The sequence below is a fragment of the Paenibacillus sp. FSL L8-0340 genome (assembly GCF_038593145.1).
In the GTDB taxonomy this organism is placed as follows: domain Bacteria; phylum Bacillota; class Bacilli; order Paenibacillales; family Paenibacillaceae; genus Paenibacillus_AQ.
Genome location: NZ_CP151967.1, coordinates 2,293,122 through 2,309,680, shown reverse-complemented (window position 1 = coordinate 2,309,680; position 16,559 = coordinate 2,293,122). Strand labels below are relative to the sequence as shown.

Below are 16,559 nucleotides of genomic sequence, written 5' to 3'. Positions count from 1 at the left end.
GAGGATTCATAAATGGGTCTCACTTTTTGCAATGTGCATTTCACCAAGCAGCCCCAAAGAGTTGTCTACGTCTCGGGTGAACTGATGAAAAGCCTGAAACTAACCGGCAAGAAAAATATCCGCCTGCGGCTCGGAAAAGATGCCATCCCGGCAACGATCAAACCGATCAAACGTGCCGGCAAGCATCTGTTCCTCGCCACTGGAGTAAAGAGTGCAATCAAGGTCCCCAAATCAGGCGGCGTCTATTTGCGCAACCTGCAGGATGAAGTACAGCTTGGACCGCTGGTCGGTGTATTGTCCGACGGCCCCGGGTCCTCGACGAGCCCCTTCGGGTCCCGCACCGGCTTTATTAAGCAGCTCCTGCGGGAAGGCAGCAACAGATGTTATATTTTCGCCTTCATGCCGCGTGACATCGACTGGCAGCAGGAGCAGGTGAACGGCTTCTTCCTGAATGCAAACGGCAAATTCGAACGCAAAGTAGTACCGCTTCCGGATGTCGTGTATAACCGTCTGCCCAGCCGCAGAGCCGAGGTGTCCCCCTATATCAACCAGCTGCGTGAACGGTTTGCTCGCAAGAGAATCCCGTATTTCAACTGGAGCTTTTTCAATAAATCAGATATCTACCGGCTGCTGGAAAATGACGGGGCGGCAAACCGCTATGTACCGGAAACGCACAGCAATCCAAATCCGGATAAAATGCGGGAGATGCTCGAACGGCATCACTTTGTCTACTACAAACCTTCCGCAGGCAGTCTTGGCCACGGAATCTACCGGCTCACCTACCTGCCGAAGAAAGGCTACTTCGCCCGGTACCGCAAGAGCGGTAAAAATGTGCTGCTGCGGTTTACCAACTTCGAAAGCCTAATGCGCATGCTGCGCGCCCGCCATGGCCAAAGCCTCAGTAATTATGTAGTGCAGCAGGGCATCCGCCTGATCGAAATTGACTCCTGCCCCATTGATTTCCGCTTCCATATGCATAAGAACGGCAGCAATCAATGGGTGGTTGTAGGCATCGGAGCCAAAAAAGCCGGCAGGGGCAGTGTGACCACCCATTTGAAGAACGGGGGGGCCCTGCTCACACCGCAACAGGCCCTGGGCCGCGTATTCGGCGCCAGAGCGGATGAAGTGCTGCAGCGGGCGAAAACAACCGCCGTCAGGCTGGCCGAGTCGCTGGAGACCCAGCATCACCATCTGCTTGGCGAAATCGGCTTTGACCTTGGAATTGACCAGGATGAAGATATCTGGATGTTCGAGGCTAATGCCAAACCGGGACGCTCGATCTTCCGCCATCCTTCCCTGCGCGCTGAGGGCAAAGCTTCCATTGAGCACATCCTGGAGCATTGTCTCTATCTCAGCAAATTCCGCAGGAGGGATGATCTGTGAACAGCCGAATCCCTGACCCCAGCAAACCCGTAATAGCTATACTAACGACCAGTGACAGAGTAAAGCAATTTCGCGGCAACCGCAATAACTTCCGCGACATTATCCGCACCGGCAGAGAAATGGGCTTTCTTGTGTACGTTGTGACTACGCGTGATTTAAAGCTGGAGGAGCGGACGGTGAACGGCTACGTCCCTTCCCCCAGCGGCAAGCTGTGGTACAGCATTCCTGTCCCGCTGCCGCAAGTCATTTATAACCGGATATCCAATCGTGAAGAAGAAGAAAAAGCACCAGTCGCCCGCAAAATTGCCGAGTGCCTGGGGCATGACCATATCAAGCTCTACAACCCGAGTTTTTTTAATAAATGGGATTTGTTTGAATGGCTGAAGGCATCGCGCGCAACCTCGAAGCATGTGCCCAAAACGAGACGGCTGCGCAGCGCAAACACCCTTATCGCCATGCTGAGTACTCATGACAGTCTCTACCTGAAGCCGGAAAGCGGCAAAGCCGGCAAGGGAATTATGCGGCTAAAATACCGTGAGGATGTAAGCCTGCCCTATAGGCTGCAGATACAGAGCGGCAAAAAGAACGCGACCTACAAAGCGGCCTCCATGGACCGCTTGTGGGCACGGATCAGCAAGGAGAAAAAACAATCCCGTTATATTGTGCAGCAGGCCATTCAGCTCGCAACACACCACGGGCGGCCTTTTGATTTGCGGGTGCTCCTGCAAAAGAATAGCCGGGGAGCCTGGGCAGTGACCGGAGTCGGTGCAAGACTGGCTGGTGCCCGGAGCATAACAACCCATGTGCCGCGCGGCGGCAGTATTGAAGAACCGGCAACCATGCTGGAAGGAACCTTCGGTCCAGAAAGAGCCGCAGCTATTCTCAAGAATGTCCCCACCACCGCGCTGCTGATTGCCCGCCAGATTGAACGGGCCTCCGAAATGTTGCTGGGTGAGATGTCTATGGATCTTGGTGTCGATGAGGCCGGCGACCTGTGGTTCTTCGAGGCCAACTCGCGGCCGATGAAATTCGACGAACCGGCCATCCGCAAGCTGTCCCTGGAGCGGATTTTTCAGTACAGCCAGCATTTGGCCCGCATGAATAAGTAGAAACCTGTAAAGGAAGTGACACGCCATGCAGATATCCTCTATCTATGACAGCAGTCCGGGCCAGTGGAATTCCAGGTTGGCCGGGCTGCTGGAATTTTTGAGGGAGTACGGGGAGCAGCGGATTACGCTTCGTGCATGCAGGATGCTGGCCCGTCTGACTCCGGAGCAGCTTGCCGAGCCGGGCGTCTCCCTGCTTGTCGCCACCGTACGCGGTCAAAGCGGCCGTCAGCTGGCAGGCGTGAGCTTCGTATCCGGCTACGGCAAAGAAGCCTGTCTTGTTGCCGTCCATCCTCTATACCGGAATAGACATACCGGTACAGCCCTGCTGTCCGGGCAGCTGGAGCGGCTCGGCCGCCTGGAATGCAACGTCGCTACCGACAATACGGCAAGCCTGAAGATGTGCTTTAACAGCGGGCTTGCCGCTGTGGCATTGAAGAGCGGACCTACCGGCAAGCCCACGCTGCTGCTGCGGTCGCCCCAGAGCAGAGGCAGCGTGGAAATTTACCCACAAGAAGGTGAGCTCCTGTGCCAGAACCCGTCTTAGGCATCCTTACACTATACCTGAACGACGCCAAACAGCTTGAAGAGAAGAGTGTATACAGGAGGATGATTATTGAAGGCAGCCGCATTGGATTGGATGTCTTTGTGTTTACTCCTTCCGATGTGCATGTCAGCAAAGAACAGATTCACGCGCTTGTCTACGATGTTAAAAGCGGCAAATGGTCACGCAAATGGCGGCCATTCCCGAACATGATCTATGACCGCTGCCGGATCCAGCGCAGCTCCCGCTTTCAGCAGCTGCTCAGATTCCGCTCCCGCTATAGTCATCTTACCTTTCTGAACCGGCCGCTGCGCAACAAATGGACGGTCCACCAGACCTTTTCGCAGAAAAGCCGCTTCCGCCAGCATATGCCGGAAACTTTGCTATATCAGTCTTCCGCCGATCTGCACCGGATGCTGAAATTCAGCCCTGTCGTCTACGTCAAACCGATCAACGGCACCGGTGGACGCGGCATCCTGCGGATTGAACGGCAGCGGGACGGCAAGCAACTCTACGATATCCAGGGACGCCGCCAGAACCGGCAAATTATTGCCCCCCGCAAGGTGTCGCTCACCCGTCTGGAGTCCATTGTGCGCCAATGGTGCCTCGGCGGACGCTTCCTGGTCCAGCAGGGCATCCCGCTGCGCCTGCCCAGCGGGCGCTACCACGACTACCGCATGCTAGTGCAAAAGAACGGCCAAGGCGTGTGGGAGCTGACCGGCATGGCCGGCCGGGTGGGAGCAGCCCGCAGCGTAACGTCTAACCTTCACGGCGGCGGACATGCGGTACGTGCGGAGGTCCTGCTGAAGAAATGGCTCGGCAGCGAAGAAAAAGCGTCCAAAACCATGAAAACGGCTGAAAAGCTTGGGCTTGAAGCCGCCGCCTTCCTTGAGGACAGCTTCGGCGCCCTATGCGAGCTGGCGCTGGACCTCGCCATCGACCGTGAGGGAAAGATTTACGTGCTGGAGGTCAATCCCAAGCCTGCCCGCGAAGTCTTCGCCCGCTCCGGGGACAGCGCCACTTACCGCAAAGCGATGCTGCGCCCGCTGGAATATGCGATGTGGGTGTATAAGAACAAGAACACGCCGAGTCCGGTAAAGACAACTGAAGAGTAAATCTGTTACTCAAAGCCAAACAACCGCCTCTCTGAGTGATTCAGAAGGGGCGGTTGTTGTTGTGAAAGTTGAGTTTAATTTCAAAAAAAACTATTCAGAGGATTGAGACAATATTTACTTATACCCCTCGGTACTCATGGATGCTAGAAGATGCATATACGAAAAGAATTATTATATTTCTGAAGGATGATGAAAACTATAAACAAGAAACAAAGGGAACATGGAGAATTGAAGCAAATCTCAAAACAAAGCCTCCTGAACTTCAGGGGATAGAAACATATCCAGATTCATTACACGAATTCTGCCGAACGGGTCAATGAAATCTTTAAGATTATAAGTCACAATGATATCAGCATTATGTATAATAGCAGCGGCCATCACCGGATAATCATCTACATCCTTCAGTGGCTTCTTACGCGCCCGTTCCTTTCTCGCTTCCTCTTGTAACAGAGCAATTGTTTTTCCCAAATACTCCTCAATCACATCTTGGCCCTTATTACGCCACCCATACTCTTCATGCAAGATCTCATCGACGATCAGTTTATAATCGTCTGAGAATTCAGGCCAAGCTATATGCGCTAATGAATCTAGAAATTCCACATTAAAAATTCCGGCGAACATCCTAAAGAGTGGCATAAGTTTGTCATGTTCAAAAGCAACCGGTCTCATCGGTCCATCTTTTACCATGCGAATTGCTATTCCCCCTGAGCGCAGCAATCCATAGAATTCTGCCTGAACCGCTTTGGGCAGGCAGAATTCCACAAGACCGTTGATGTGCAAATCATACAACCGGTCGAATTCCTTGCGAACCCTATGGTTACGATAAATAAACCGATCAGCGAGTATACAACCATCCCAAATTACAATTTTAGTCTTCATCGCGGTATAGATCCTGGCGTTTAACGAGTTCCATTTCAACAGCATCATTGAATATTGATTTTTCCAGATTTGAGGCCTTGGCTTTGGCAGGAGGACTTTTAAATTGATTTTTGGGAATACGGATGTCCCTACTATTTTGACTGGTTCGCTCCCACTCAATTTTATTTTGTTTAATCCATTTATAGACTGCTTTATCCGTCACATTGAAGCGTTGAGCAACCTCTTGGACCGTGTAGTACTCGTTCGATTGGAGCATGTCTTTTAAGGCTGGGGTGAATCCAAACCGATGTCTTAAGCGAATTCTCGTGTTTCCTTTTCTCAGTACACTACTTGACGGAATAATGACAGAAGAATTTAAAATGGACTGTGCATTGTGAATGTCTTGAGCAGTAACATCACCCGACTCAACCTTCTTCAGAAAGTGAAGCAAATTATCTTTAACCTTTGACATCAGAAGCACCTCCTTTAATTAGTATATCACAACAGCTTATAATTCAACCATAATTCAACCAATTGGTAAGTGGTATTTTGTGGTTTTTATATACCCGTCTCCGTATAAATACATTGCCCGCACTGGGGGCAGCGGCACTTACCGCAAAGCGATGCTGTGCCCGCAGGAATATGCAATGTGGGTGTGAGAATCTGATAGTTACTCCTGCTGCAACACAACGATACACAAAACACTATGATGCTTGAATTATGATTTACCTTCTTTTCTAATTTTGATGAGATAATATAAAGCCATAATAAATTGGATTACTAAAATACTCCCAGGAAGCAGAATGAGCATTTCCACCTGATATTTTGGGATTAATTCAATAGAAACGACAACTGCATCCTCACTATCTCCACTAGTTTGTATTGCTTTGAAAAATAACAAAAGTAAAAAATTTGGGAGCGTAGTTAACAGAAACCAGATGACATGGTACTTTATCCTCCAAGTCCTTATAAACAAAAAGGAATTAAATTAAACATAAAAATAACGGCACAAAGTATACCTTAAATGAGAATTTTAATAATCACCTTCCCCCAGTCCTCTATCCTTATCTCAAGAAAATAAATCAAAATTAGATGTAATCCAATAACTATTAGTACATAAAGAATGGGCTGGAGTAAGGTCTTTATCAATTTCTCCATTTGTCTCACAGGACAAAATTACATACAGATCATCCTTTTAAAGTAATTATCGGAACAATTATCACAATCTGCAATAGACTAACAGACTATATAACCTTCAAATAATCCTTAAAGTTGTTGACGGGTTCATTATGTTATTCTTTTGAAAAATAAGGAGATATTCGGGTAAACCTTATCATTTGCACGAATGTTGTACTATTAAAGGGTAAGCTGATTTCTTGAAATACAGTAAACTCTCAGGGAGGTTCGAAACTTGTCAACAATCAACGGCGGGACAACAATCCCTATATTTCCTTGCAGCTCCATGAACCGAACGGTTCCCGATTTCTACCAAGCATTAGGTTTTGAAATAACTTATCGGCAAGCCAAACCCAACCTTTACGCTTGTGTCCGTCACAGTTGCCGAATTACATTTTTGTGCTCAAAAACTGGAACCCGCAAACTCTTACAGTATGTGCTATGTAAATGTTCCAGACGTGGATGCTGTGTACAACGAATTTTGCGGGAATCTAAAAGCCTATCACTGGGTCCCTTCCAAAGGTTTGCCTAGGATCACCAAGGTCAATAATCTTGCAGAGGATCGGAGATTCAACCTCATCGACCCTGCCGGAAATCGATTGATAATTGGACAAAAGCATGCCTTATCCATGCCAACTGAAGACAAGACCCTCCGTCAGAATTTGCCACTGCCTTCGAAACTGCCTACCAATTGGCCTATGCGCGGAATAAACCCGCTGACGCAGCGAAGTGCTTGACCTTGTGTTCTCGAAAGATGAAGAAACAACATTAACACTACAGTACAAAGCTTTTGTATTACGAGCCGATATTGCTGCATCCATGGATGAAATCGAACTTATAGTGGTTTTATTGAAAAAATCGACAGTTTATCTTTGACAGGTGCAGAGCTTGAAGAAGTGGTAGCAGCCACCGCAAGATTAGATGAACTCAAGCCAAACAATAGCTTATCTGAATGGGTCAGGGGCGGCTGTTTTAGAAATAACAACAGGTCATTTATTTATTCTCTATTATTTCCATTTCCTCACACTCTTAGGTTGGAGAGCAGTGTGTAATACCCTTCTCATAATTCATATATATTTCTATAGAATTCGCTTTAGATTTATCATAAAATAATAAACTCACTTTTTTAAATTTTTACTTTTTTAGCCTTCTCCGCAAAAAATCCGACCTCATCTTTAGTAATGGCTACCTCACTTTGTTTCACTAGTACTGCAACATAATAATGTTTTTTAACTCCTTTACTCTTTTCTCACTTGTTTTCAAATCGATTAGATATGAAATATGTTGATTGTTAATATCGCTTGGATTTTGTTTATGAACTGCCCATTGCTCTCTATGCTCTTTATGGAAATAATCGTCTACATCAGATATCCATCCCAAACCTAGGTCCAAAGAAGAAAAATAAGTAACAATAAAACAGACTATCATCCGGGTTTGAATTATTGTTTTTTATTGAAATTTATATTATGAATAATAGATAGCAGATCACAATTGCCAATAAGATGAGACTGGGAATTACAGCATTTTCATATTGAGGCTCAATAAAACCAGGCTCCTTATCCATAAGGAGCAATATATTCTCAATACTGACAACCATAGAGCAGTTGAACTGTTCCTGCCACATCTATGATGCATGTGTTATTGAGTTGAATGTTGCTTACTGATAACGTTTCGAAATACTAGGTCGTGTCTGAAAACTCCCCAAAGTGGTCGTTGAAAATGGCAGCTACGTATACAAACGCCAGGAATGACTTGGCCAACTTGTCGTAACGAGTAGCCACACGGCGAAAGTGTTTGATTTTATTGAAAAGCACTCCACTAAGTGGCGTTCTTTGTAGCGATACCAATCGACTTTCCATGGGTTTTGACTATTCGTTTTAGGTGGGATGGTGTAGGATGCCTGTAGCTGTAATCAATTCAATACTTCTGAGCCATAAGCTTTGTCGCCAAGAATATGACTTCCTGTAATATCAAGCTTCTGAAGTAAATCGATCGCTGGAACGGAATCGTAGACTTGACCACCCGTCAGAAGAAAAGCGAGGGGTTTCCTAATCCATCGACAACGGTGTGAAGTTTGGTTGTCTTTCCGCCACGACTGACGCCGATGTGCTGATTCACTTCGTGTCCTGGGGCGTTTTTTAGCACCGGCACTATGTTGATGGGCTTTGACTGATGTAGAATCAATGCTCAAGTTTTCAAAGTCAGGTTCGACCTGAAGAGCTTGGAAGATCGCGACAAGCAGTCCGGTATCTCGCCACTTGCAGAAGCGACTGTAAGACCGTTTTTCCATGAACCATAGCGTTCCTCCGGTAGATCGCGCCAGGCAGCACCACTTCGAGCGATCCATAGAAAAGCGTTAAACATGGTTTTCTTTCACTTAATTTTGACGGACGCCCTGTTTTGTAGGGTGGAAACATACCACTTAATTTGATCACTGTTTCATCACTTATTTCGTACCGTCTTTGAATCATGCTTGACGCTCCATTCGTTTTTCTCAAAATCTTACCATGTTATTTAGTTTTCAGACACATCCTAGTACCTTGACCAGATCAAATTTCAGGATATAAATGCTTTAATTTGCCTCGTGCTTGCTCAGTGGTAAATTGCCAATCGACGGATTTCTGGATTCGGTTGCGTTCGGTTTCCCAAGCGGACACCTCGACTTGCAATTCTTCAATGGAGGCAATTCGGCGGTTCAGGCATTGAATCGTCAGAACACTGAGTTCAATTTCTGCGATATTCAACCAGCTGCCATGCTTGGGGGTGTAATGGATCTCGAGCCGTTTTGCCAAGGCTAATGCGTGTTCAGGTGCAAAGGTTTCATACGAGACGAGATCGGCCTTGAGTATTCAAGTTGTCCATCACTAGCCGAACCTGCTACGCCTCTGGATAGTAGACCTCCGGTAACTCCTGGATCTGCAGAGCCCAATCCCAGTTTAGTCCGTCTTTCCGAAGCCTGCACGTGACGCCTCCGGCGAGCGGCTCCGTGAACAGAAACAGGCTGCAGCAGCTGCCGGGTATATTCGTAATCTTCTCGTAGAACCTGTCCAGGCTTCATGGTTTGTGGAGGCCGTGAATGATTGAGCAGTTGGATCGGCTGTTTCATGCCAAATGAGGGGGATATCAGGGTCATACGCAAGGGCGTAGGTCTCTAGGACGTCTTCCATCCGAGCGACGAACTCACTGCTCGATTTGGCGGGAATGCACCATTGTTTTTCAAGGTGAGGTTTAAGTTTTGTTTTTTAAAGTCGTCCGAATGGTTTCTCGTCCGACAGATTCCAAAAATATTCAGTTCGATGACTCGACGCGTCAACAAACGAATGGTCCAGCGAGCGTACCCCTTTGGAGGCTCGGAACAAGCTAGCGCAATAATTCGGGCTTCCACCTCACCGGTGATCGGTGAAGGACGTGCCGGCTCATCGCGTCGACGGTAACGGAGCGTCTGATCCAACCCGCGGGTGCAATAGTCTTTTACCGTGTAATAGACTGTCACATTACTGACTCCTGAACGACTGGCAATTTCAGTCTGTTTGGGGATGACACCTTGATTTTCGTCCGAAAGCAGCAGCACGAGACAGCGGCGGCGAATGCCGGGCGACGTCGAATCGGCATGGAGAAGTTGTTCGATTCATTCGCGTTCTTTCGGTTCAAGTCGAATCTCGTATTTTTTGTTCATCTGCTAGCCTCCATATTTTTCTTATAGGTAGAGCATAAAACTAGAATTAAAATCGGTCAAGGTACTAGTTCTGTTCTCCCAAATATGTCTGAGGAAAGTCCCAAACAATGAGGGCTCCCTCGGCTGAAATCCCTTATAATTTCTTTGATTCTAACATTTATATAGAACGTAATTAAGAAACCAACTTATGTCTTCCAATCGCCAAATCGGGTAATAGATTGTAAATGAATCCGAGGCGGCGATGAAAATGAAAACAACAACCAAGAGATTGAACGGTTGAATACAGCAATGAAACAAACCTCAGACAAACGGCTTTACGAAAGATATCTAGCGGTTCGTTTCCCCGTCTCGAGGGACACCTTTGACGAGATCGGTGAGTTACTCAGCCGTACGCGCCAAACCATCAGTATTTATTGGCAAGCCTACCAAGCGCAGGGTCTAACCGGTTTAGAGATGGATCATTCCCCCGGACAACCGAAAAAAACTTACGGAGGAACAACGCCGTCGATTCGCTTCGATGTCGAACAACAACAGCCAGCCGATGTAGGGTTTGAAGCCGTTACACTGGACTCTTCCATCTGGTGACCGAATGGATTCAGCGGGAGTTTGGCGTCTACATGACACGAATGCGTGGAATCAGTGCGATGAAACGGATGAATTCAGTTTTACCAAAAACGCCTATGCGCTTTGCTAATGCCGATGAGAGGCCCAAGCCTTCTTTTAAAGCACACATTCGCAGCTCAAGAAGCAGGTGGAGACTGAAAAGGTCCAGTCATCTGCTGTTTGAAGACGAATCCATGATTCGCTCTTACCAAGCCCTTCAATATAACTGGTTTCCTCGGGGTAAACAACGTAAAGTGCCGACATATGGCAAACACGAAGGAGCTGATTGTTTGGTGCGATTAACTATGAAACCGGCAAGGTGCATCGCCAAGAAGAAGAAAAAGGCGGATACCGCAGCTTTTATTCGATTTTCTCTGGAATCTTCTCTCTGCCTATCCAAGTGGGAAAATCGCCATGATTTTGGACAACAGTCGGATACATCACGCTACGAAGTTAAAACGCGCGAAGGGAAATCCGCGTCTGCAGTTGGTCTTCCTGCCGCATACAGTCCAAACCTCAACGCCCCGTTGAAGGATATTGATTTTGATAAGAAATGAACAGTGGTGCTTTATCATTTGAAAAATTGTCACGGATTGGAAAATAATAATGGTATAAATTTTATAAGAAACGAATAATGAAAACAGCATGGAAACGATAGATCGTCTCCTTGTTAGGTTATAAACTTAATTGCGGTTTATATAGCTAAATAATCAATAGCTTCTACCTCGATGTTCTGAAACACCTCTTAGGTTATTAAAATTGGACGTAACCACATCCATTAATAGAAATCCGGCTACAAACTCACTACATAATCATTATTCTGCTGAGTTAGAATCAACACAAAAACACCTTCAAGATTAACTACATATCATCCGATATGCTTTATTTCTGAGGCGTTCTGTTTCTTCACTAGAAGAAAGCTTTATTATTCAATTATTAAATAACAAATCTCTGACCATTCCGACCATAATACACCATCAAACACTTTAACCTTGACCATTAACAATTTGTAATTGGGAAGATTATCTGGAACCGTCCAACTCGCGGTATTGCTGGTCGTATTCTGAGTCAATTCCCCCGAATCCAGCACTACTTCTCCAGATTCATCAGAATCTGTACCTGGAATCCGGTAAATGTAGTCCCCGCACTGTCGTTTTGAGATTCCAACCAATGCTTGGTGTTGTAATCCCCACTACTGTCGGTACTTCCTGCAGCTTCCCGACGGCGTGGTCAGGACTACCTGTGGCGCTCCGTTGCTCTGTGCCAACACAGGTGTCAACCGGGTGGTCAGGCTTCCGTCTCCCAGTTGGCCATATTCGTTGCTCCCCCACGACCATATTCTTTCGTCCCTGCCCTTGGCCATACTGTGGGTGATTCCTGCCGCCACTTCTCTGATTCCACTCAGTCCGTGCTTGAATCGGAGCCCAACGGTTCGTCTGGGTCCCATCCCACGATTGACCTCCGTTGTTGTATCCCCATGCCCATACGCTTCCGTCACTCTTGACTGCCAGACTGTAATATTTGCCGCCTGCTATATCAACGACTCCATCCATTCCCGGAACTTGCACCACTCCCGAAATGCTTACACTTGTCATTCCATTTCCCAGTTCTCCATATTTATTAGATCCCCATGCCCAGAGTGTCCCATTCCCCTTCAAGGCCAGTTGGTGTTCTGCTCCAGATGCAATCTGCTTAATGCCAGAAAGGTTGTCGATCTTGGCATACGTTGAAATTACCGTTTTCCACACCGTCCCGTCATTCTTCAAGGCCAAACTAATGCCGCTTCCAGCAGCAATCGCCGTGATCCCGCTTAGACCTACCGCCTTGACCGGCGTTAACCGCTGGACTCCCGTTCCATCCCCCAACTGATAGTTGTAGTTATACCCCCAGCTCCACACGGTCCCGTCACTCTTCAAGGCCAGACTATGCCTGTCGCTTGATGCTATGGCAATAACTCCGCTGAGTCCTGTGACTTTCACCGGTACCGAACTCGACGTGATGCTTCCATTCCCCAGTTGGCCGTTGCTGTTACTCCCCCACGACCATACCGTTCCATCCGACTTCAACGCCAACGTTGTATCTCCGGCCGCCGATACAGCCACCACGTCCTCTAGTCCCGCAACCTGTAAGGCCGTACTGCTATTCAGCTGGCTGCCATTTCCCAATTGCCCCTGATTGTTCTGTCCCCAGGTCCATACGGTTCCGTCACCCCGTAACCAAACACTAAATGCATTAGAAGCAGCTATCATGGTATCTCTGGTACTTACCGTAATATATTGGCTATTATAATTCCCTGCATTATCAAATGCTCTAATTTCGAATTTGTACGAAGTACCTGGTGTTAAATTTTGTACAAGATAAGTACTATCTTTGGTTGTTCCCACTAAGTTAGCATTAGCATAAATATCGTATCGATTAATCCCACTTAATGTATCTATAGAATGATTCCATTTTAAACGTATACTTGTTAATCCCTTACCAGTTAAATCAGAAGGAATCGTTAAATTGGATGGCTTGGTAGGTACAGTTTTATCAATATATATTGATTTCGCAGACTTGTTACTAATATTTCCTGCATTATCGATTGTTCTAGCAAAAACAGTTGTTGTTCCCTCGGAACTAATTATTACTGGGCTTTTATAAACTATCCACTCACCGTCTAAGCCTATTTTATATTCACTGTTCTTAACGTGACTCAGATTATCTTCGCCATCAAGTATAGTAAAGCTAATATTTTCATTACTCCAAACATCTTCACTCAGAACTATTGCTGGGATGGTTGGATTTGTCTTATCTATCTTTGCTTCCCCAACAACTTCATCACTAAGGTTATTAGCATTATCCACTGATCGAGCTAAAATCTTATATAACCCTTCAGTATCGATAATTATAGGTGTAGTATAATCTTTCCATTCTCCATCATCTATTTTATATTGGTACTTTTGAAATTCACTGTTCGGAATACCCTTATCCGTATCTGTTCCATCAGACAATGTTATGGTAACCGACTGATTTGTCCACTTTGATGATTCAATTGTCATTTTGGGTACTATTGGGTTTGTCCTATCAATTTTTGCCTCTCCAGATACTTCATCACTAAGGTTATTAGCATTATCTACTGATCGAGCTAAAAGCTTATATAAACCCTCAGTATCGATAATTATAGGTGTCGTATAGTCTTTCCATTCTCGATCATCTATTTTATATTGGTACTTTTGAAATTCACTGTTCGGAAAACCCTTATCCATATCAGTTCCACCTGACAAAGTAACGATGACTAACTGACTTGTCCATATTAATGGTTCAATTGTCATTTTGGGTACTATTGGGTTTGTCCTATCAATTTTTGCCTCTCCAGAAACTTCATCACTTAGGTTATTAGCATTATCCACTGATCGAGCTACAACCTTATATAAACCCTCAGTATCGATAATTATAGGTGTAGTATAATCTTTCCATTCTCCATCATCTATTTTATATTGATACTTTTGAAATTCACTGTTCGGAATACCCTTATCCATATCAGTTCCACCTGACAAAGTAACGGTGACTAACTGACTTGTCCATATTGATGGTTCAATTGTCATAATCGGTTTGTGGGGATTGGTTTTATCAACTTTAGCTACCCCAGTTACTTCTTCACTAAGGTTAAATACATTGTCCACTGATCTGGCGTAAACATTGTATAATCCTTCTGTATCAATCACAAAAGGCGCAGTATAGTCTTTCCACTCTCCCTCATGGTTGATCTTGTATTGATATTTTTGAAAACCGCTATCTGCATCTGTTCCTCCAGCTAATGTAATCGTGACAAACTTGTTCGTCCATGCTGTAGGATTTACCGTCATTATTGGTACGGTCGGGTTGGTAGTATCCACCTTCACCGTTTCTGTTAATACTTCGGAATCATTTCTATTTTTATCTCTCACATAAGATTTGAAATTATATATTCCAGTATCAGGTAGTGTTATAGGTTCAACATACTCCTTATACTCCGAATTATTCAGATCATAAAAATATTTATAAACACCAGATGCATTATCGTCTCCGGCTAAATTATAATAAACGTTCTTACCGTACCATTCATTTACACCTTTTACTCCAGCAACGTGTGAGCTTAATGTTGGTATTGTTTCGTCTTGAGTTCCTCCTAGATCTAATTGTACAGAAGGACTAACGCTACCTTCGAAGTTACCATCACCATTCTGATCTACTTGAAGCACTACTTGCCCATTCTGATTAACATCAGCTTTAAATATTGAACCAGGAGTAACAGTAACATTATCAAAACGCAATGTTTTATCTTCAACATCATTCTCACTTGCCCAAACAATTGAAAAGGTTAATTCGCCATTTCCAGTGCCAACTATACGAACCTTATAGTTTTCAACATTGTTTACTAAAACAATCTTTGTTTCGCCATCTGTAAAATACTTAGCATCAGGGATACTAGAATCAAAGTTGTCAGGACCACTTGGTCCAGTATGGTTTCCTGAAGAATCATAGACATGCAGTTCTACAGGACATTCAGCTTTAAACTTTAGAGTACTTGTCCCAGTTGTTGTGGTTCGTATATTAGGAACAAGAACATTAGGTTGTCCCTTTAATATGTTCAGAATTTTTTTCTGTACATTAACATTCTTTGCAAGGCCAATGTGTGAGGCTTTTACGTAGTAAGTCCGGGTTGAATCAAGTTGAAAACCAGCTGTAGCGCTAGAAACAGGCACAACACCATCACCCTGTACATTTCTAACATCATCAAGAATAAAATAAGGATTATATTCAGAATAAATACGGTAAACCATTTTACCAAATGTTGGTTTTTGATCCCCCACAAAATAGTATGAATCCACACTGTTTAGATTATTGACTACATCTAAAGATGAGTGGAAATTAATAGCTTGATCAAACAATGATCTATTATAAAATTGTGCTGAATTGTTTTTTAAAAATTGAACAGTATCATTAAAATCATATTTCTTTATTACCTCCCTCCTTGTCTTATCGGGACCCAGAATTCTTCTTAACTCTATATATCCATTTGTTTGAAAATTAAAGTATTCTTTTGTGGGAAGTAACTCAAATATTGAAGGGATATTTCGTACAATTTCTTGTACGGGAACGTGGATAGCCAGGTTTTGCAAGTCATCTTCTGAAATATTTCCTGTTTCCATCATATAAGCTGCTTGTGGCGCACCAAGAAAAGGAGTTCCTAAAGTAATCAATTTTTTTATCAAATGTCCATTACCCTGCCTTATAAATTCAGTGGCAACGACTCCCCCCATACTATGAGCTATTACATAGTAATTACTATAAGGGTGCCTAGCCTGCTCAGAATCTATAACTTCTTTCAACTTTTCCGCACTATCGCTTGTACGAGTCCTCCAATCATATGCAAAATCAATAACTTTAAAACCTTCGTTATCAAAAAATGATCGTATACCACTATAATAATCATCTATACTGTGACCAACACTAATATTTTGAACACTTTCTCCAGAAGGTTTCATTTTCAAATTGAGAATGTCAGAAATAGCATTAGCATTTTCTCTTGGCATCCATTTCTTATCCTGACCTAAAAACAATTCACTTCCCATAATCCCTGGAATGAATATTATTCTATCTTTGTAAACAGTAACTGTACAATCTCTTGTGTAACTACTTGAATCAGTAGGTTGAACTACAAATCTATATTCTCCTTCATCTCTTGGTTCATAAGAAAATCTCTCCCCCCAACTTGAACTCCTGTAAATATAATCTGACAATAATTCATTATCCTTATAGATGTTTACTAATACTGGGTGTGCTCTGTCATTAAAACTATAGTTTATGTATATTTTTTCCCCGAACTTTACCTCAGCATTATCTGGATAGACTGACGTGCTCAATATTCCGATTGAACTACCATTAGAATCAAGTTGAATTTTATCATCAAGCACATCTGGCTGTGTAAATTCTTCAGCATAAATAACACTATTACGACCAAATCCAGATCCATTAAATAAGGAAATAATCATTATTAAACACAACCAGATTTTCCATGTTTTTTTCACACACTTAACCTCCTTTAAATTTATAAAGTATGATAATGCAAACAT

12 protein-coding genes are annotated in these 16,559 nt (G+C 44.4%); 6 read left to right on the top strand and 6 right to left on the bottom strand.

All coding sequences use genetic code 11. From position 1 onward, the window contains the following. The first annotated feature begins 12 nt into the window (after window positions 1-12). Genes NST07_RS10095 through NST07_RS10080 form a run of 4 tightly spaced genes read left to right on the top strand, consistent with a single transcriptional unit; the run spans window position 13 to window position 4,148 of the window. Window positions 13-1,383 (top strand): YheC/YheD family protein, encoded by a 1,371-nt coding sequence (locus tag NST07_RS10095; RefSeq protein ID WP_341091448.1) that lies wholly within the window; start codon window positions 13-15, stop codon window positions 1,381-1,383. Beyond that, a complete protein-coding gene (locus NST07_RS10090; RefSeq protein ID WP_341378015.1) occupies window positions 1,380-2,492 on the top strand; it encodes a YheC/YheD family protein in 1,113 nt (370 codons plus the stop codon). Before NST07_RS10095 ends, NST07_RS10090 begins: the two co-directional genes overlap by 4 nt. Window positions 2,493-2,517: 25 nt before the next feature. Beyond that, window positions 2,518-3,036: a hypothetical protein gene (locus NST07_RS10085; protein WP_038588879.1), complete on the top strand. Its 519-nt coding sequence runs from the start codon at window positions 2,518-2,520 to the stop codon at window positions 3,034-3,036. Continuing rightward, a complete protein-coding gene (locus NST07_RS10080) occupies window positions 3,018-4,148 on the top strand; it encodes a YheC/YheD family protein (protein ID WP_341091443.1) in 1,131 nt (376 codons plus the stop codon). Before NST07_RS10085 ends, NST07_RS10080 begins: the two co-directional genes overlap by 19 nt. A gap of 240 nt (window positions 4,149-4,388) precedes the next feature. Here NST07_RS10080 and NST07_RS10075 read toward each other — a convergent pair whose 3' ends face one another. From NST07_RS10075 to NST07_RS10055, 5 genes are all read right to left on the bottom strand, one after another. Continuing rightward, window positions 4,389-5,027 (bottom strand): hypothetical protein, encoded by a 639-nt coding sequence (locus NST07_RS10075; protein ID WP_342481476.1) that lies wholly within the window; start codon window positions 5,025-5,027, stop codon window positions 4,389-4,391. Next, window positions 5,017-5,478, bottom strand: a complete 462-nt coding sequence (locus NST07_RS10070; protein WP_342481475.1) for a helix-turn-helix domain-containing protein — start codon at window positions 5,476-5,478, stop codon at window positions 5,017-5,019. Before NST07_RS10070 ends, NST07_RS10075 begins: the two co-directional genes overlap by 11 nt. Before the next feature lie 2,616 nt (window positions 5,479-8,094). Continuing rightward, window positions 8,095-8,472 carry a transposase gene (locus tag NST07_RS10065; RefSeq protein WP_342481474.1) on the bottom strand — a complete coding sequence of 126 codons (378 nt, stop codon included), beginning with the start codon at window positions 8,470-8,472 and terminating at the stop codon, window positions 8,095-8,097. A 259-nt stretch (window positions 8,473-8,731) separates the two neighbouring features. Then, entirely contained in the window at window positions 8,732-8,974 is a 243-nt protein-coding gene (locus tag NST07_RS10060; protein ID WP_342481473.1) for a transposase, read from the bottom strand. Window positions 8,975-9,333: 359 nt separating this feature from the next. Next, window positions 9,334-9,675, bottom strand: a complete 342-nt coding sequence (locus NST07_RS10055) for a helix-turn-helix domain-containing protein (RefSeq protein ID WP_342481934.1) — start codon at window positions 9,673-9,675, stop codon at window positions 9,334-9,336. Window positions 9,676-10,134: 459 nt separating this feature from the next. Between NST07_RS10055 and NST07_RS10050 the strand changes: the two genes are divergently transcribed. Together NST07_RS10050 and NST07_RS10045 are read left to right on the top strand one after the other, a co-directional pair. Beyond that, window positions 10,135-10,443: a helix-turn-helix domain-containing protein gene (locus tag NST07_RS10050; RefSeq protein ID WP_342481472.1), complete on the top strand. Its 309-nt coding sequence runs from the start codon at window positions 10,135-10,137 to the stop codon at window positions 10,441-10,443. Between the two features lie 32 nt (window positions 10,444-10,475). Further along, on the top strand, window positions 10,476-11,018 hold the full coding sequence (locus NST07_RS10045) for a hypothetical protein (protein WP_342481471.1): 543 nt from the start codon (window positions 10,476-10,478) through the stop codon (window positions 11,016-11,018). A 549-nt stretch (window positions 11,019-11,567) separates the two neighbouring features. Here the strand turns inward: NST07_RS10045 and NST07_RS10040 are convergent. Beyond that, window positions 11,568-16,514, bottom strand: a complete 4,947-nt coding sequence (locus NST07_RS10040; RefSeq protein ID WP_342481470.1) for a hypothetical protein — start codon at window positions 16,512-16,514, stop codon at window positions 11,568-11,570. Between the last annotated feature and the right edge of the window lie 45 nt (window positions 16,515-16,559).

What these genes read in the sequence shown, in the direction of transcription:
- NST07_RS10095 (WP_341091448.1), top strand. Translation starts at nt 13, where the DNA reads ATGGGTCTCACTTTTTGCAATGTGCATTTCACCAAGCAGCCCCAAAGA.
- NST07_RS10085 (WP_038588879.1), top strand. Translation starts at nt 2,518, where the DNA reads ATGCAGATATCCTCTATCTATGACAGCAGTCCGGGCCAGTGGAATTCC.
- NST07_RS10075 (WP_342481476.1), bottom strand. Translation starts at nt 5,027, where the DNA reads ATGAAGACTAAAATTGTAATTTGGGATGGTTGTATACTCGCTGATCGG.
- NST07_RS10070 (WP_342481475.1), bottom strand. Translation starts at nt 5,478, where the DNA reads ATGTCAAAGGTTAAAGATAATTTGCTTCACTTTCTGAAGAAGGTTGAG.
- NST07_RS10065 (WP_342481474.1), bottom strand. Translation starts at nt 8,472, where the DNA reads ATGGAAAAACGGTCTTACAGTCGCTTCTGCAAGTGGCGAGATACCGGA.
- NST07_RS10045 (WP_342481471.1), top strand. Translation starts at nt 10,476, where the DNA reads ATGACACGAATGCGTGGAATCAGTGCGATGAAACGGATGAATTCAGTT.